This window comes from Bradyrhizobium sp. sBnM-33 (genome assembly GCF_032917945.1).
GTDB lineage: Bacteria > Pseudomonadota > Alphaproteobacteria > Rhizobiales > Xanthobacteraceae > Bradyrhizobium.
Map to the genome: position 1 here is coordinate 7,923,045 of NZ_CP136624.1, position 15,937 is coordinate 7,938,981.

At 62.0% G+C, this 15,937-nt stretch carries 17 protein-coding genes; 12 read left to right on the plus strand and 5 right to left on the minus strand.

Features of this window, described 5'->3' with window-relative positions; genetic code table 11:
- Window positions 1-137: 137 nt before the first annotated feature.
- The 6 genes from RX328_RS37110 to RX328_RS37135 all read left to right on the plus strand — a co-directional run bounded on the left by RX328_RS37110 (window position 138) and on the right by RX328_RS37135 (window position 5,723).
- On the plus strand, window positions 138-413 hold the full coding sequence (locus tag RX328_RS37110) for a DUF1153 domain-containing protein (RefSeq protein WP_002714638.1): 276 nt from the start codon (window positions 138-140) through the stop codon (window positions 411-413).
- A gap of 168 nt (window positions 414-581) precedes the next feature.
- Entirely contained in the window at window positions 582-2,207 is a 1,626-nt protein-coding gene (gene fliF / locus RX328_RS37115) for a flagellar basal-body MS-ring/collar protein FliF (protein ID WP_213249250.1), read from the plus strand.
- A 1-nt stretch (window position 2,208) separates the two neighbouring features.
- Window positions 2,209-3,294: a flagellar motor switch protein FliG gene (fliG, locus tag RX328_RS37120; RefSeq protein ID WP_213249252.1), complete on the plus strand. Its 1,086-nt coding sequence runs from the start codon at window positions 2,209-2,211 to the stop codon at window positions 3,292-3,294.
- The gene (locus RX328_RS37125) at window positions 3,294-3,920 is read left to right on the plus strand and encodes a FliH/SctL family protein (protein ID WP_213249254.1); all 627 of its coding nucleotides are present in this window, start codon (window positions 3,294-3,296) and stop codon (window positions 3,918-3,920) included. The genes fliG and RX328_RS37125 overlap by 1 nt, the downstream gene beginning before the upstream one ends.
- A 19-nt stretch (window positions 3,921-3,939) precedes the next feature.
- The gene (gene fliN, locus RX328_RS37130) at window positions 3,940-4,290 is read left to right on the plus strand and encodes a flagellar motor switch protein FliN (protein ID WP_057847186.1); all 351 of its coding nucleotides are present in this window, start codon (window positions 3,940-3,942) and stop codon (window positions 4,288-4,290) included.
- 53 nt (window positions 4,291-4,343) lie between these two features.
- A complete protein-coding gene (locus RX328_RS37135; protein WP_213249256.1) occupies window positions 4,344-5,723 on the plus strand; it encodes a sigma-54 interaction domain-containing protein in 1,380 nt (459 codons plus the stop codon).
- Between the two features lie 81 nt (window positions 5,724-5,804).
- Here RX328_RS37135 and RX328_RS37140 read toward each other — a convergent pair whose 3' ends face one another.
- A complete protein-coding gene (locus RX328_RS37140; protein ID WP_213249258.1) occupies window positions 5,805-5,984 on the minus strand; it encodes a hypothetical protein in 180 nt (59 codons plus the stop codon).
- Window positions 5,985-6,049: 65 nt separating this feature from the next.
- A complete protein-coding gene (locus RX328_RS37145; protein ID WP_213249260.1) occupies window positions 6,050-7,258 on the minus strand; it encodes an LLM class flavin-dependent oxidoreductase in 1,209 nt (402 codons plus the stop codon).
- Window positions 7,259-7,442: 184 nt separating this feature from the next.
- Between RX328_RS37145 and RX328_RS37150 the strand changes: the two genes are divergently transcribed.
- The 4 genes from RX328_RS37150 to RX328_RS37165 all read left to right on the plus strand — a co-directional run bounded on the left by RX328_RS37150 (window position 7,443) and on the right by RX328_RS37165 (window position 10,653).
- Complete coding sequence (locus RX328_RS37150) at window positions 7,443-8,558, plus strand: ATP-dependent RecD-like DNA helicase (RefSeq protein ID WP_213249262.1); 1,116 nt, start codon at window positions 7,443-7,445, stop codon at window positions 8,556-8,558.
- A gap of 316 nt (window positions 8,559-8,874) precedes the next feature.
- Window positions 8,875-9,594: a peptide-methionine (S)-S-oxide reductase MsrA gene (msrA, locus tag RX328_RS37155; protein ID WP_213249264.1), complete on the plus strand. Its 720-nt coding sequence runs from the start codon at window positions 8,875-8,877 to the stop codon at window positions 9,592-9,594.
- A 24-nt stretch (window positions 9,595-9,618) separates the two neighbouring features.
- The gene (msrB, locus tag RX328_RS37160; RefSeq protein WP_213249267.1) at window positions 9,619-10,026 is read left to right on the plus strand and encodes a peptide-methionine (R)-S-oxide reductase MsrB; all 408 of its coding nucleotides are present in this window, start codon (window positions 9,619-9,621) and stop codon (window positions 10,024-10,026) included.
- A gap of 345 nt (window positions 10,027-10,371) precedes the next feature.
- The gene (locus RX328_RS37165; protein WP_057842144.1) at window positions 10,372-10,653 is read left to right on the plus strand and encodes a hypothetical protein; all 282 of its coding nucleotides are present in this window, start codon (window positions 10,372-10,374) and stop codon (window positions 10,651-10,653) included.
- Between the two features lie 55 nt (window positions 10,654-10,708).
- Here the strand turns inward: RX328_RS37165 and RX328_RS37170 are convergent, their stop codons facing one another.
- Window positions 10,709-11,245: a DUF4112 domain-containing protein gene (locus RX328_RS37170; protein ID WP_213249269.1), complete on the minus strand. Its 537-nt coding sequence runs from the start codon at window positions 11,243-11,245 to the stop codon at window positions 10,709-10,711.
- 501 nt (window positions 11,246-11,746) lie between these two features.
- Here RX328_RS37170 and RX328_RS37175 point away from each other — a divergent pair.
- Complete coding sequence (locus RX328_RS37175; protein ID WP_317258526.1) at window positions 11,747-12,934, plus strand: IS4 family transposase; 1,188 nt, start codon at window positions 11,747-11,749, stop codon at window positions 12,932-12,934.
- 916 nt (window positions 12,935-13,850) lie between these two features.
- On the opposite strand, the gene RX328_RS37180 is transcribed toward RX328_RS37175, so the two are convergent.
- Both RX328_RS37180 and RX328_RS37185 read right to left on the minus strand, forming a co-directional pair.
- Window positions 13,851-14,273 carry a DUF5413 family protein gene (locus tag RX328_RS37180; protein WP_213248327.1) on the minus strand — a complete coding sequence of 141 codons (423 nt, stop codon included), beginning with the start codon at window positions 14,271-14,273 and terminating at the stop codon, window positions 13,851-13,853.
- Window positions 14,270-14,497: a hypothetical protein gene (locus tag RX328_RS37185; RefSeq protein ID WP_213248325.1), complete on the minus strand. Its 228-nt coding sequence runs from the start codon at window positions 14,495-14,497 to the stop codon at window positions 14,270-14,272. The genes RX328_RS37180 and RX328_RS37185 overlap by 4 nt, the downstream gene beginning before the upstream one ends.
- 182 nt (window positions 14,498-14,679) lie before the next feature.
- Between RX328_RS37185 and RX328_RS37190 the strand changes: the two genes are divergently transcribed.
- Entirely contained in the window at window positions 14,680-15,921 is a 1,242-nt protein-coding gene (locus RX328_RS37190; RefSeq protein ID WP_213248323.1) for a glycosyltransferase, read from the plus strand.
- Window positions 15,922-15,937 lie beyond the last annotated feature (16 nt).

Below are 15,937 nucleotides of genomic sequence, written 5' to 3' on the forward strand. Positions count from 1 at the left end.
GTTCCGGGAACCGGGCGGGCGTATTTTCCATCATTTTCAAGGAGATTCGTATTGAAGCCGTAGGCTTAGGCAAATTTTAAGCCGACGGGCGTAGGTTACCATGGTGAGTTCAGTGGTTGAGAGTTTGTGAGTACGCCATGACAGAACCCCATCGCCCGAGGGTAAAATACGTCATCGGGCCTGACGGCAGTCCGTTAACAATTGCTGACCTGCCCGCGCCCGGCACCAAACGGTGGGTGATCCGCCGCAAGGCCGAAGTCGTTGCCGCGGTCCGTGGCGGCCTGCTCTCCCTTGAGGAAGCCTGCAGCCGATATACGCTGACCGTCGACGAATTCTTGTCCTGGCAGTTTTCCATCGACCAGCATGGCCTGGCAGGCCTCCGGACCACCCGGATCCAGCAATATCGCCAGTAACTCTCCCGAACCGAAGGATTTGATGAAAACCGGCTTCGTTTTACGAAGCCGGTTTTTTTCATGCCGGAACTATTCGCGGCGGCTTTAACTGACGTTAACCATATGGAAACCATCCCTAGGCAATAATTGCCCAGTCGGTCCCTCGGGCCGAATCCCTGGGGGCGGTTGGTGCAAAGTCTCGTTGCTTTCCTGAAAGGCCTGGGCGCAGCGCGGCTGATGGCCATGGTTGCGGTGACGACCGCGCTGATCGGCTTCTTCGCCTTCGTCATCATGCGCGTCACCACGCCGCAGATGACTACCCTGTTCACCGATCTCTCCTTTGAAGATTCCTCCAGCATCATCAAGGATCTGGAACGCCAGGTGATCCCCTTCGAGCTGCGCAATGAAGGTGCGGTCATCATGGTCCCGAAGGACAAGGTCACGCGGCTGCGGATGAAGCTGGCCGAAAGCAACCTGCCCAAGGGCGGTGGCGTCGGCTACGAGATCTTCGACAAGTCCGACGCCCTCGGCACCACGAGCTTCGTCCAGAACATCAACCATCTGCGCGCGCTGGAGGGCGAACTCGCCCGCACCATTCGCGCCATCGATCGCATCCAGGCCGCGCGCGTTCATCTGGTGCTGCCGGAGCGGCCGTTGTTCGCCCGCGAGGCGCCGGAGCCGTCGGCCTCGATCGTGGTGCGGGTACGCGGCAGCCTGGAACCCCAGCAGATCCGCGCCATCCGCCACGTCGTCGCCTCCGCCGTCAACGGACTGAAGCCGCAGCGGGTGTCGATCGTCGACGAAGCCGGCCGGTTGCTGGCCGATGGCGCCAGCAAGGATCCCGAGATCGCCGTCGGCGACGAGCGCCGCACCGCCTTCGAGAAGCGCATGCGCAACGAGGTCGAGGCAATCGTCTCCTCGGTGGTCGGCCAGGGCCGCGCCCGCGTCCAGCTCACCGCCGACTTCGACTACAACAAGATCACCCAGACTTCCGACAAATTCGATCCCGAGGGCCGCGTACTGCGCTCCACCCAGACCCGCGAGGAATCTTCCCTCACTGCCGAGAACAACGGTCAGGTGACGGTCAACAACGAACTGCCCGGCAACCAGACCAACACCACCACGCCGGCGGCCCGCGACCAGAGCAAGAAGAGCGAGGAAACCAACAACTACGAGATTTCCCGCACCACCAAGACCGAGGTCACGGAGGCCGGACGGGTCAACCGGATCTCGGTCGCGGTGCTGGTCGACGGCGCCTACACCAAGAACGAAAAAGGCGAAATGGTCTATCAGGACCGCAGCAAGGAGCAGCTCGATCGCATCGCCACGCTGGTGCGCTCGGCGATCGGCTTCGACCAGAAGCGGGGCGATCAGGTCGAGGTCGTCAACCTCCGCTTTGCCGAAGCCCCCTCCGTGCCACCGGTCGTCGAGCCTGGCGGGCTTCTCGGCATGCTGCAATTCACCAAGGACGACGTCATGTATGTCATCGAGCTTGGCGTCATGATGCTGCTCGGCCTCGTGGTGCTGTTCCTGGTGATCCGCCCGTTGGTCAAGCGCATCCTGGCTGCCGAAATCGTTCCCGCTCCGGCCGAGACCGTACCCGCCTTGACCGACGGCAGCGCACACCCTGAACTCGGTCCCGGTCAGGCCCTGATCGCCGGCACCAGCGGCACCGCCCAATTGATCGACGTCGCGCAGGTCCAGGGCCAGGTCCATGCCCAGGCAGTGCACAGGGTCGGCGAGCTGGCCGAACGTAATCCGAACGAGACCGCCTCCATTGTTCGCCAATGGCTGAGCGAACCCGCCGAGAGCTGACATGGCCGCCGTACCGCAAACCTCAAACGCCAACGACATCACCACCGTCATCTCGGCGCTGGCGAGCCGTCAGAGCAGCCGGCCCAAGGGCAAGCCGTTGAGCGGCCCGAAGCGCGCCGCCATCCTGATGCTGGCGCTGGGCGAGCAATATGGCGGCAAGGTGTGGTCGCTGCTGGACGACGACGAGGTGCGCGAACTGTCGATCCACATGTCGACGCTCGGCACCGTCGAGGCCGATGTCGTGGAAGACCTGCTGCTCGAATTCGTCTCGCGCATGTCGGCCTCCGGCGCCCTGATGGGCACCTTCGACGCCACCGAACGGCTGTTGCAGCAGTATCTGCCCTCCGAGCGCGTCAGCGGCATCATGGATGAAATTCGCGGCCCCGCCGGCCGCAACATGTGGGAGAAGCTCTCCAACGTGCAGGAAGAGGTGCTCGCCAACTATCTCAAGAACGAATACCCGCAGACGATCGCGGTGGTGCTGTCGAAGTTGAAGCCGGAGCACGCCGCGCGCGTGCTGGCGATCCTGCCCGAGGACCTCGCGCTCGATGTGGTCGGCCGCATGCTGAAGATGGAAGCCGTCCAGAAAGAAGTCATCGAGCGCGTCGAGCAGACGCTGCGCACCGAATTCATGTCCAACCTGTCGCAGACCCGCCGCCGCGACGCCCACGAGGTGATGGCCGAAATCTTCAACAATTTCGACCGCCAGACCGAGACGCGCTTCATCACCTCGCTGGAAGAGGAAAACCGCGAATCCGCCGAGCGCATCAAGGCGCTGATGTTCACCTTCGACGACCTCATCAAGCTCGATTCCGCCTCGGCCCAGACGCTGATGCGCAACGTCGACAAGGACAAGCTCGGCATCGCGCTCAAGAGCGCCAATGAGGAGGTGCGCGCCTTCTTCCTCGGCAACATGTCCTCGCGCGCCGGCAAGATGCTGCTGGACGACATGGCCGCGATGGGACCGGTGCGGCTGCGCGATGTCGACGAGGCGCAGGCGCTGCTCGTCAACCTCGCCAAGGACATGGCCGCCAGAGGCGAAATCACCCTGACCAAGAACCGCGCCGACGACGAATTGGTGTACTGATGGCCGCACCCGCAAAATTCCTGTTCGACACCGACTTCGCAGCGCCCGACAGGACGCGCGAGCGTGCCGCCACGGCGGCCGAGATCGCGCAGAAGGTCGCGGAGGCCGAGGCTCGTGCCTACCGCGCCGGCTACGAGGCAGCCCAGCACGAGGCCAGGGTCGAGAGCGACCGCCGCTCGGCGCTGGCGCTGGAAGAGATCGGCATCGCCATCCGCGGCATCGCCACGCGTTTCTCCGGCATCGAAGCCAGGATGGAAACCGAGGCCGTCGACGTCGCGGTGGCGGTGGCACGCAAGCTGTGCACCGAGTTGATCGCCCGCGAACCGCTCGGCGAGATCATGGCGCTGGTCAGCGACTGCTTCTCGCATCTGGTCGCCACACCGCATCTCGTGGTCCGCATCAACGACCAGCTTTACGAGACCGCCCGCGCCAATATCGAGCGGCAAGCAGCCCAAAGCGGCTTCGAGGGCCGGCTGGTGATCCTGGCTGAGCCCGGCATCGTCACCGGCGACTGCCGGATCGAATGGGCCGACGGCGGCGTCGTGCTGGAGCGCGCGGTCATCGAAGCGAAGATCAGCGAACTCGTCGGGCGCTATCTGGCGTCCCGCGATCAGGCCGCAATGTGAAGGCCATGAGGACTGAACCATGAGTGACACTGACGCACAGGTACCGCTACCCGATCTCAACGCCGCCGACGCGCCGCCGGTTGACGATCTCGCCTACAACGAGGACGAACAGGCCTCGCGCATCGCGGCCGACCTTGAGGCCGTATTCGACGTGCCTGTGCAGGTTTCGGCCGTGCTCGGCCGCTCCAAGATGGACGTCGGCGAGCTGTTGAAACTCGGACCCGGCACCGTGCTCGAACTCGACCGCCGCGTCGGCGAAGCCATCGACATCTACGTCAACAACCGCCTGGTGGCGCGTGGCGAAGTCGTGCTGGTCGAAGACAAGCTCGGCGTGACCATGACGGAAATCATCAAGGCGGAACGCAACTAACAATTTTGGCGATACGCGCCCGGAAGGCGCGAACAGACGGACAGGAGACAGACATGCGGCTTCTCATCGTTGGCACATTGAAGGGCCAGCTCACGACCGCCACCAAGATCGCAATGGCGAACGGAGCTTCCGTGACCCATGCCGAAGCGATCGAACAGGCAATGGCGGTACTGCGCGGCGGTAAAGGTGCCGACCTGCTGCTGGTCGACGTCGGCCTCGACATCCGCGACCTGGTGATGCGGCTGGAAGCCGAACATATCCACGTGCCGATCGTGGCCTGCGGCATCTCCAACGATGCCCGCGCCGCGGTCGCCGCGATCCACGCCGGCGCCAAGGAATACATCCCGCTGCCGCCCGATCCCGAACTGATTGCCGCCGTACTCGCCGCCGTCGCCAATGATTCACGTGATCTGGTCTATCGCGACGAAGCCATGGGCAAGGTGATCAAGCTGGCGCAGCAGATCGCGGGCTCGGATGCTTCCGTCATGATCACCGGTGAATCCGGAACCGGCAAGGAAGTGCTGGCGCGCTACGTCCATTCCCGCTCCAACCGCGCCAAGCGGCCGTTCATCAGCATCAACTGCGCGGCGATCCCCGAGCACCTCTTGGAATCCGAACTGTTCGGCCACGAGAAGGGCGCCTTCACCGGCGCGGTCGCCCGCCGCATCGGCAAGTTCGAGGAAGCCACTGGCGGCACGCTGCTGCTCGACGAAATTTCCGAAATGGACGTACGGCTGCAATCCAAACTGTTGCGCGCGATCCAGGAACGCGTGATCGACCGCGTCGGCGGCACCAAGCCGGTGCCGGTCGACATCCGCATTATCGCGACCTCGAACCGCAATCTCGCAGACGCCGTGCGCGAAGGCACTTTCCGCGAGGATCTGCTGTTCCGCCTCAACGTCGTCAACCTGAAGATCCCGCCGCTGCGGGACCGTCCAGCCGACATCCTCGAACTGGCGCAGCATTTCGCCAAGAAATACGCCGACGCCAACGGCGTGCCGCTGCGCCCCATTTCCGCCGATGCGCGGCGGGTGCTGACATCAAACCGCTGGCAGGGCAACGTTCGCGAGCTGGAAAACACCATCCACCGTTCGGTGCTAATGGCGCAAGGGGACGAGATTGGGCCTGAGGCCATCCTGACCCCCGATGGCGACCGCCTCGACCTCGCCAAGACCGCGCCCGCCGTGGCCCACGCCACCTTTGCCGCCGAACAGGTGACCCGCGCGCTCGTCGGCCGCACCGTCGCGGACGTGGAGCGCGACCTGATCCTGGAGACGCTGAAGCACTGCCTCGGCAACCGCACCCATGCCGCCAACATCCTCGGCATCTCGATCCGTACGCTGCGCAACAAGCTGAACGAATATGCCGACGGCGGCATCCCGATTACGCCGGCGGGGGCGGGCGATAGCCAGCGTTTTGTCACGGCGGGCTAGCTGATCCCTCCGCCGTCATTGCGAGGAGCGAAGCGACGAAGCAATCCATCTATCCGTCACGCCGAAGGATGGATTGCTTCGCTACGCTCGCAATGACGTTGAGACAGCGGAATAACTCGGCGCATCCGGCTTGCGGAAAATGTGAATGGGATCGCCGGGCTGCAGGTCACGCCCGGTAAAGACAGCATAAGCGTACAGCGCGAGATAGACGATCGCGATCGCGCCGATGCCATAAAATACCCAGGTCGCCAATCGCTTCATTAGACAGCCGCACCACACGTTGAGCCTTCGCAAGGTTAACACATCGCGGTGCGCTGGCCCAACCGCTATCCCGCCGCCACCTTTGCCGCCGGCGCGACATTGATCGCCAGCTTGCCGTAGCGATCGCTGAACGCTTCCGTGTCGATCTCCTCGAGCTGGATCGCGCCGCTCATCACGCCCTGCTTCCAGGCGTCGTGTTCGGGGTCGTTCTGGAATTCGGGCATCACCTCTTTGGCGAACAGTTCGAGCGATTCACAGATGTGCTCATGGGTATTCTTGCCCGCCTGATTGAGCAGGATCACCTGGTCGATGTGCGAGGTGCGGAATCGTCTTAGCTTTTTGCGAATGGTTTCCGGCGACCCGATCAGACCGCCGCGCAGCGCCGCCTCCTGCGCCTCGGGATTTTCACGCTTCCATTTGTTGTACTCGTCCCACATGTTGACGGTGCCGGGATCAGGACGCTGGCGGTTCTGCGAGGCGCCGTAGTAGCGCAGCGCGAACTGGAAGAAGGTGGCGCCATCGGCACGCGCCCGGGCCACCTCATCCGTTTTGGCGCACATGAAGAACGACACCAGCGCCATGTTCGGGTTGATCTCGTATTCCGCGAGCTTCTTCAGCCGCTTGGTGATCGCATTGTAATAGGCATGCACCCAGGCATGCGCCGCTTCAGCGCTGACGAACTGGAAGCCGAGCGCGCCAAAGCCGTTCTGGCCAGCGCGTTCGATGGTTGGCAATTGCGAGCACGCCATCCACAGCGGCGGATGCGGCTTCTGCACGGGCTTAGGCACCACATTGCGCAGGGGGATATCGAAATACTTGCCGTGATGCTTGGTACCGACCTGGGTGAACATCGGGAAGATCGCCTGAACCGCCTCCTCGAACACCTCGCGTTTGGTCTCCATGTCGCGGCCGAACGGCGTCAGTTCGGTGATGGAGGCACTCTCGCCCATGCCGAACTCGCAGCGGCCGTTGCTGAGCAGATCGAGCACTGCGACCCGCTCGGCGACGCGTGCTGGATGATTTGTCGTGAGCTGGAAAATCCCGTGGCCGAGCCGGATGCTTTTGGTGCGCTGGCTGGCAGCGGCGAGAAAGGATTCCGGTGCCGGCGAGTGCGAGTATTCTTCCAGGAAATGATGCTCGACCACCCAGGCGTGGTCATAGCCAAGCCGGTCGGCGGTCTCGAGCTGCGTCAGTGCATTCTGGTAAAGCCGGAGTTCGTCGCCCTCGTCCCAGGGGCGCGGCAGTTGCAGCTCGTAAAAGATGCCGAATTTCATGACGCCTCCCAAGACCATTTGTTGTTTTCGGGCAGTGTATTCTCCGCAAATCGCAAGTCTAGCCATGGTCGCGAAATGGCAATTCCGCGTCACGGAAGTTGTCTTGCATGGAACGCGCGAATGGTTAGCTTTACGGTCTGTTGAGTCGCGGCCTTCCGCCCGCTCTTCTCTCCATCTGGACCCCATGACCACCTTTACGCCGCATCAGGATTCCGCGCTGAAGGCCGTTGCCGATTGGCTGAAGGCCAAGCCGGGCCGCAACGGCACGCCGCCAGTGTTCCGCCTGTTCGGCTATGCCGGCACCGGCAAGACCACGCTGGCGCGGCACATCGCCGAGGGCGTCGATGGCGAAGTGAAGTATGCCGCCTTCACCGGCAAGGCGGCGCTGGTGATGCGCAACAAGGGTTGCGACAACGCTTCCACCATCCATTCGCTGATCTATCGCGCCAAGGAATCCGGTGTCGAGCAGCCGAGCTTTGAGTTGTGGGACGACGCGCCGGCTTCGAAGGCGAAGCTGATCGTGATCGACGAATGTTCGATGGTCGACGCCGAGCTCGGCCGCGACCTGATGTCGTTCGACTGTCCGCTATTGGTGCTCGGCGACCCCGCGCAGTTGCCGCCGATCCAGGGCGGCGGCTTCTTCACCGATTGCGAGCCCGACGCGATGCTGACGGAGGTGCACCGGCAGGCGCAGGACGACCCGATCGTGCGGATGTCGATGGACATTCGCGAGGGCCGCGAGCTCGAAATCGGCCGCCACGGCGAGAGTGAAGTGGTGCCGCGCAGCGAGCTCGATCCCGACCGCGTCATGAGCGCCGACCAGGTGCTGGTCGGCCGCAACAACACGCGCCGCGCCTACAACATGCGGATACGGCAGAAGCAGAACATCGAGGATCCCCTGCCGGTCGCCGGCGATAAGCTGGTGTGCTTGCGCAACAACCGCAAGAAGGGCCTGTTCAACGGCGGGCTGTGGCGCGTCAAGTCGCGCACCCAGCCGCGATCGAAATCACAGATATTAAGCATGCGGCTGTCGCCCGACGAAGAGTTCGGCCACAAGGTCACCAAGGTCTCGGTGCGCCATGATTGCTTCCAGGGCGGCATCGAGGCGATCCCGTGGGAGCAGCGCAAGCCCTATGACGAATTCGACTACGGCTACGTGCTCACGGTGCACAAGTCGCAGGGCTCGCAATGGGACGACGTCGTGCTGTTCGACGAGAGCTTTGCATTTCAGGACAGCCGGGCGAGATGGCTGTATACCGGCATCACGCGCGCGGCGAAGCGGCTGAGTGTGGTGGTTTAGACGGCGCTACCGTCATTGCGAAGCAAAGCAATCCATGGTGCTGCGTGCGGAAGCATGGATTGCTTCGTCGCGAACGCTCCTCGCAATGACGACGGCAACTACTTCCCGCCACGAAACAAGAATCCTCCGCGTCCCGGCAATGATCCCTGGGAAGCCGGCTTCCGGCCGCTTGCCGCGGTTTTCACGAACTCGTGTGCCATCAGCCGTAACATTATGTGCCGCGGGCCGTATCTTTGGCACCGGAGAGAACCGAGCCGATTGCGAAACACCGTTGTCGCTCTAAACTGACCCCAACCAGGCTATCCAAGAGGAAACAATGTCCCCTCGCCATTTCAGCCGCCTCTCGCTGTGCGCCGCCGCCATCGCTGCGCTGGCCATTGCTGCTTTCACGGTAACGCCCTCGCGTGCGTCGGAAGCGGCCGTCATCATTCCCGCGCCCACGCTCGACGTTCAGGCGGCCGACGGCATCCAGACCGCCGTGATCGCCGGCGGCTGCTTCTGGGGCGTGCAGGGCGTCTACCAGCACACCGCCGGCGTGCTCAACGCGGTGAGTGGCTATTCCGGCGGCAGCAAGATGACCGCGAACTACACCATGATCGGCACCGGCACGACGGGACACGCCGAGGCGGTCGAGATCAAGTACGATCCGAAGAAGATCAGCTACGGCAAGATCCTGCAGATATTCTTCTCCGTCGTGCACGACCCGACCCAGTTGAACCGCCAGGGCCCCGACATCGGCACGCAATATCGCTCGGCGATCTTCACCACCAATGACGAGCAGAAGAAGGTGGCGGAGGCCTATATCGCGCAGCTCAACGCCGCCAAGGTCTACAAGAAGCCGATTGTCACGAAGGTCGGTCCGCTGCAGGCATTCTATCCGGCGGAAGACTATCACCAGGACTACCTGACGCTGCACCCGAACCAGCCCTATATTGTCTTCAACGATATTCCGAAGATCGAGAACCTGAAGAAGATCTTTGCGGAGAACTATATCGAGAAGCCGACGCTGGTGCGCAACGCCAAGGCTACCAATTGAAAGGCTAGCAATTAAGGAGGCCAAATGTCCGATATCAAGACCGGCAAGGTCGTCAAGAGCGAGGCCGAATGGCGCAAGGAGTTGACGCCGATGCAGTACGCCGTGCTGCGCGAGAAGGCGACCGAGCGGCCGTTCTCGGGCGAGTATGAGCACGAGCACCGCAAGGGCACCTATACCTGCGCCGGCTGCGGCCAGACGCTGTTCGAATCCGATGCCAAGTTCGATTCCGGATGCGGCTGGCCGAGCTTTACGCAGCCTGCAGTAGACAGCCATATCGATGAGGAGCGCGATTTCAGCCACGGCATGATCCGCACCGAAGTGTTGTGCTCGAAATGCAATGGCCATCTCGGCCACGTTTTCAACGACGGCCCCGGCCCGACCGGCCTGCGCTACTGCATCAACTCGGCGGCTCTGAAGCTGCAGCCGAAATAACCTCCCGCTGGGCGGCCTTTCCGGCCGTTTCGGCGGCTATGGCAGGGGCCATTCCGCGATGGGGCCCGGTGGCGCGATTTTAATCGTGCTTCTCATCCTGCTCCTGCCCGGCAAGCTGCAAATCGGGGAACCCATTGAAATAACTTGATTTAATTAATCCGCCCCGCAGCCATGCGTGGATTCATCATCACCCCCGATGCCGGACTTCAGGGGTCGCATTTTTGTTAAAGAAGCTTATATTGGGGCCTGAAATGACGTGCACGGCGTGGCCCCTGCTGTGGCCCACCGTCATCCAATCCCCATTGCTCACACGAAAAGAGCCGAAAAAGATTGAGGTCACCGTCCATGCGTCCATTCAGCTACAACACCGCCGCCGAACTGTTTCCCGCCGCGATCCGCAAGAAGAAGCGGGCCGGTTTTGCCTATCGGCGTTTTGGCACCGCGGCGGAAGCAGTTCGCTTCGCGATCGAGGAATTGCCGGCGGACTCGCTGAATGGCGCCTATCTGCAGGTCGAGGAAGCGCGCTTCGACCAGAGCGGCATCCGCTCGCTCTATGAAAGCGAGGCGTTCCCGCTGCCGCGTCGTCCGCGCCCGGCCGCCACCGACGACAAGGCCGACGCGGCCTAAAGCTTCCATATTTTCAAACAGCGCGCCCCCGGAAATCATTTCGGGGGCGTTTTCTTTAACGCGGTTGCTTATCGAGCCAGCGCTTGAGCATGCGCACATTGCGCACGTTGGCGCGGAACATGACGTCGAAGGCGTCGCCCGCGACCGGCACCAGGCCAACCGCGCCGTCAACCGCGACATTGGCGAGCATCCGCGCCGTGATGTGCCAGGGCGCGCCAAGCGCACGCGCCTCGCGCACCACCCACAGCGAAATCGCCGTCGTGATGATGTCGCCGACCACCGGGATCAGGCCGATCAGCCCGTCGATGCCGTAGCGAAAATTGGTGCCGGGAACGATGAAGGCGACATCCAGCAATTTGGCGATGGCATCGAGCCGCGCGATCCGCTGCTCGCGCGTCAACTCGCCGAACGGATTGGCGGCGGAATGACCGAAATCGAACCGCATTCCCTCGAACCGCGTATGCAGGTTCGCCTCGGGGAGTTCGCGCCCCTCCTGGTCGATGACCGGCCCGCGTCCGGGCGTCCGCCTCCGGGAAGACGGTCCGGAACGCGAACGGGGCGGCGTATAGATATCGTCGTCTGGCATGGTCATCAGATGGTAACGCGAATGCGAGGCGCAAGTTGCGTCAAATTATCGCTTTCCCTGTCATTGCGAGCCCATGGATCGCGCGAATGCGCGCCCGATGACAGGCTTCCGCGAAGCAATCCATCTCTCCGCATAGAGGCGATAATGGATTGCTTCGCTGCGCTCGCAATGACGAGGTGATAGCGTCGCAATACACCACTGTCATCCCCGCGCAGGCGCTAGCAGATGCACACATTGCCGGCTGCGACGGAATGACTCGATGTCTTGATTTGGCCTTCCGCAGCGACGGTCTGCTGTGATTCTGTATCTGGCACTTCGATTCCATTGAGGTGCCAAGATGTTGAACGAACAATTCAGGCTTGGTCGGTTCGGGGATGGCCGTCTCGATAAAGGGGGGCGGCTCTGCTCGAAGGGATGGTCACGCGCGCCAGCTCGTGCTTGCGTCGAGCGGCGGATGGTGATCGGGCCAAGATAGTCCGATACGGCCGATTTCTCGCCAATGAGAACGTGAGCTTGGAAGCACTGCTCGCAGGCTGGGGCGAACAGACGGCGGTTGCGGCGGCCGGCCGGCACGTGCTGGCGATCCAGGATACAAGCGAGATCAACTTTAGGACCCAACCCGAGCGTCGGCGCGGGCTGGGTGAGATCGGCAAAGGGAACAGCCACGGCTTGCTGTTGCATGCGATGGCCGCCGTGGATGCCGCCAGTGACGCCTGTCTGGGGCTGGTAGGCGGGAAGATTTGGACGCGCCAGGGCCGGGTTACGGTGCCGCACGATCAGCGGCCACTGGAGCAGAAGGAGTCGGAACGTTGGATCAGCACGGCCCATCGAGCCAAGCAGGTGCTCTCTGCGGCCACGATGGTCACGGTGATCGACGATCGCGAGGGCGACATCTATGCCAAATGGGCGAGCGTATCGGCCTCAAACTTCCATCTGTTGACGCGGAGCATGCATGATCGCGTGCTGGCCGACGGTGCAAGCATGTATGCCACCGCCAGCAGTTGGCCCGTCGTCGACACTGCCACCATCGACGTTGTGGCGCGTGCCGATCGGCCCGCCCGACAGGCCAAGCTGGTGCTGCGGTTCGGTCGGGTCACCCTCAGAAGGCCGCAGAACGCGTCTGCCGACTTACCGCGGACAGTCGAACTCGCTTTGGTCGAGGTCGTTGAAGTCGATCCGCCAGCGGGCGTCGAGCCGCTGCACTGGTACCTGCTGACGACCCATGACGTGAACGATGTCGCGTCTGCCTGGCAGATCGTCAACTGGTACAAAAAGCGTTGGATTATCGAGCAGCTGTTCCGCCTGATCAAAACGCAGGGGCTGCAACTCGAAGACAGCCGGATCGAAACCGCCGATCGGCTGCTCAAGCTCACCGCGATCGCCGCCAAGGCTGCCGTCGTGATCCTGCAACTGGTTCAGGCTCGCGACGGACGCAGCGCCGAACCTGCCAGCAACGCGTTCAACAAAGAGCAGATCAAGCTGCTCGCCGCACTGGCCACCAAGTACGAAGGCAGAACCAAACTCCAAAGCAATCCACATCGCCCGCAAACCTTGGCTTGGGCCTCATGGATCATTGCTCGCCTCGGCGGATGGGATGGATACCCTCGCACCAAACCCGGCCCCATCACCATGAGGCATGGCCTCCAATACTTCTTGGGCGTGGCTTCCGCCTGGGAGACCCTCAAAGATGTGTGAATCAGCTAGCGCGCAGGCGGGGATCCAGTACGTCGCGGCTTATCCGTTCAATCACTGCTGCCTCTGGAATACTGGATCACCCGCCTTCGCGGGTGACGACAATTGAGTCCCGTAGGATGGGTGGAGCCAAGCGATACCCATCAATGCCGGTTGCAAGACGATGGGTATCGCTGCGCTCCACCCATCCTACAATTCGGAGTATGACTTCGCGATCTCGCGACGCGTTGCGCCCGAGCTTTGCTCTTCACTTCCCGCCCTCACCAATCAGAGGGCGCAGGGAAGACCGGGTGCGCGCCGCACCCGCGGTCTCGTGTGCAATTTGCGCACTAAGAACGCGCACACGAGCATACAGGTACAGCGGGAGCATCCCGGCCTTCCCTGCGCAATGGCTTTACGGCTTACTTCGTGCTCTTCCCGGTGAACGGCTTTCTTGCCACCGTCGCCGCGCGAGGATGAACCTTGCGCAACTTAACGCCAGCACCGCGGCGCCAGAACCACACGACTTCGCCGTACGCGTCGGGCGCACACGTCTAGCGCACCTCTCGCGTCCATCGCATCCCACCGCACGTTCGTGACGATCGCGAGCCGCCCCTCCATCGGGTGAGACGGGCGGAGTTATGCAGATGATTTGCCTGACATGTTAAGAGAAATATTTTTGATTCCTGGGCTTGACGCGATTTCTGAAAATCAGAATTGATTTGCCTGTCGTGCCAATTGGTCGCAGCCGCGCATCGAAATTTTCGTTTGTGGGCGCGGCAAATCAGTTCGCCGACTCGTAGGGTCGCCAAAGCGACTTGTCCGCCGTAGCTCAACAGCGAAGGCGGAAAGCGTGCCCACCATCGGGAAGCGTGCGCGATGATGGACGGTGGGCACGGCGCTATCGCGCCTTTGCCCAACCTACGGATCATGGCACGCACTACGTCGAATGCACCGGCTGCGGCGTGTCGACGTATTTGTGCGCGAGCCACGACGATAGCCCAGCGGGCACCATGCCGACGATGCCGTAGAGCAAAAACTGCAGCACGCCGGTATCCGGTCCGCGCGAACCGTAGAGCAGTTCTGACGCGGCAAAGCCGATCGCAGCCACGATCAGCACCCGCACCAGCGGAGAGATGCGCTTGACGTTACAGAGAATGTCGTCGATTGCGCCGATCATCAGCGCTGGCACGATGCCGAACAGATAGCTGTATTGCAGCGTCTTGGCGAAAGCGCCGAGGAATTTGCCGATCTCCGACCAGTTGGTATCGGTCCAGTAGCCCGAGGCCACGGTGGTCGCGAACAGCATCAGGAATCCGCCGACAAACGGGCCGATCGCTCCGAAGATCAGATAGCGTTTCATGGAACTGCCTCCTGGCGCTGATTACCCAATACAGCAGCTGAAGGACCAAGTAAATTTGCACGGCCACCTTCCCATTGCGCGGGAATTGCCGACAGCACCAGCGTTGGAATCGGCTTGCGCCGACCGCGGATGAATGAACGTTCAGCAATATGAAAAGACCGGACGCTAGGCTGAGGCAACTTCCACACGCTTTCGGACTTATTGCTGGTGGGAAAAACTGGCATTCCCTGGATCCGGAAAGGGAAGCCATCTGGCAACGATCGGTCGGTTGGAAAGTTGTCAGGCCGGTAGCAGGTTCCGCTCGCAATGGCGCTGAAAGCCCGCGATTGCGATTGCGAATTTGCCGAGTTTTGGAACGCGTGAGGCGGCATTGCCGCAATGCGAGAACCATAGAGGTGACTCTTCGATGTCCATGCTCACTTCCGCCGTGCAACGGTCCACCCTCGGGCTTCATACGCTCGAACAATACGAGCCGCTCATCGGTAGTGCGGCGAGCGAGCGCATCGCAGCGAAAGCGGATCGGGTGCGCACGATGCGCGTCGCCCATATCAGTTCGACGTTCTACGGCGGAGGCGTCACCGAACTGCTCACGCCGCTCACCCTCATGATGAACGCGACCGGCATCGAAACCGACTGGCATCTTATTCAGGGAACGCCGGGCTTCTTTGGCTGCACGAAGAAACTGCACAACACGCTGCAGGGCACCAGCTCGGAATTTTCCGACGCCGAAAAGACGATCTACGAACAGGTCGTGTTCGAAAATGCCACGCGGCTTCATCTCGACGACTGCGACGCGGTCATCGTGCATGATCCTCAGCCTCTGCCGCTCATCACGCATTTCTCCGATCGGGAAATGCCGTGGCTCTGGCAATGTCACGTCGATCTGTCGTCGCCGCACGCCCCGGTATGGAGCTATCTGCGCCAGTTCATCGAGCAATATAACGCGGCGATTTTCTCGCTACCGGAATACGGCCAGAATCTTCAGGTCGGCCAGCATTTCGTCACCCCGGCGATCGATCCGTTCTCGGCGAAGAACCGAGAGCTGTCCGACCGCGAGAGACGAGAATTCCTGAGCAACTACAAGATTCCGACAGATCGTCCCTTGGTGACGCAGATTTCCAGGTTCGACCGATGGAAGGACCCGATGGGCGTGATTGAGGCCTTCCGCAAGGCGAGAGAGCAGGTCGACTGCACGCTCGTGCTCGTCGGCAACAATGCCTCCGACGATCCCGAGGGCGGGAAGATTCTCGAGAACATCGAGAGCGCCGTCGATGAAAGCATCATTGTTCTCAGCGTCGACGATCCAACGCTGGTCAACGCGCTGCAGCGCTCTGCCGCGGTCGTTCTGCAGAAGTCGATCCGCGAAGGCTTCGGCCTTACGGTCACCGAGGCAATGTGGAAGGGCGCCGCCGTCATCGGCGGCGACGTGGGAGGCATCCGGCACCAGATCAAGGACGGATGGAACGGATTTCTGGTGAACACGCCCGATCAGGCGGCCGAAAGAATAGTCCAGCTCTTGAAGCATCCGAGGCTGCGGGAGGGGCTCGGTGCGCGTGCGAAAGAAAGCGTGCGGCAGAACTTTTTGATGAGCCGACTATTAGAGGATTGGCTCGACCTGCTGTCCAAATACGAACGGCCGGTGGTCTAAGGGGGTGTGGGTTCGA

What these genes read in the sequence shown, in the direction of transcription:
- RX328_RS37125 (WP_213249254.1), top strand. Translation starts at nt 3,294, where the DNA reads ATGGCCGCACCCGCAAAATTCCTGTTCGACACCGACTTCGCAGCGCCC.
- RX328_RS37190 (WP_213248323.1), top strand. Translation starts at nt 14,680, where the DNA reads ATGTCCATGCTCACTTCCGCCGTGCAACGGTCCACCCTCGGGCTTCAT.
- RX328_RS37170 (WP_213249269.1), bottom strand. Translation starts at nt 11,245, where the DNA reads ATGACCATGCCAGACGACGATATCTATACGCCGCCCCGTTCGCGTTCC.
- fliN (WP_057847186.1), top strand. Translation starts at nt 3,940, where the DNA reads ATGAGTGACACTGACGCACAGGTACCGCTACCCGATCTCAACGCCGCC.
- RX328_RS37185 (WP_213248325.1), bottom strand. Translation starts at nt 14,497, where the DNA reads ATGCCAGTTTTTCCCACCAGCAATAAGTCCGAAAGCGTGTGGAAGTTG.
- RX328_RS37150 (WP_213249262.1), top strand. Translation starts at nt 7,443, where the DNA reads ATGACCACCTTTACGCCGCATCAGGATTCCGCGCTGAAGGCCGTTGCC.
- RX328_RS37180 (WP_213248327.1), bottom strand. Translation starts at nt 14,273, where the DNA reads ATGAAACGCTATCTGATCTTCGGAGCGATCGGCCCGTTTGTCGGCGGA.
- fliG (WP_213249252.1), top strand. Translation starts at nt 2,209, where the DNA reads ATGGCCGCCGTACCGCAAACCTCAAACGCCAACGACATCACCACCGTC.
- RX328_RS37145 (WP_213249260.1), bottom strand. Translation starts at nt 7,258, where the DNA reads ATGAAATTCGGCATCTTTTACGAGCTGCAACTGCCGCGCCCCTGGGAC.
- msrA (WP_213249264.1), top strand. Translation starts at nt 8,875, where the DNA reads ATGTCCCCTCGCCATTTCAGCCGCCTCTCGCTGTGCGCCGCCGCCATC.
- RX328_RS37110 (WP_002714638.1), top strand. Translation starts at nt 138, where the DNA reads ATGACAGAACCCCATCGCCCGAGGGTAAAATACGTCATCGGGCCTGAC.
- RX328_RS37135 (WP_213249256.1), top strand. Translation starts at nt 4,344, where the DNA reads ATGCGGCTTCTCATCGTTGGCACATTGAAGGGCCAGCTCACGACCGCC.
- msrB (WP_213249267.1), top strand. Translation starts at nt 9,619, where the DNA reads ATGTCCGATATCAAGACCGGCAAGGTCGTCAAGAGCGAGGCCGAATGG.
- RX328_RS37165 (WP_057842144.1), top strand. Translation starts at nt 10,372, where the DNA reads ATGCGTCCATTCAGCTACAACACCGCCGCCGAACTGTTTCCCGCCGCG.
- RX328_RS37140 (WP_213249258.1), bottom strand. Translation starts at nt 5,984, where the DNA reads ATGAAGCGATTGGCGACCTGGGTATTTTATGGCATCGGCGCGATCGCG.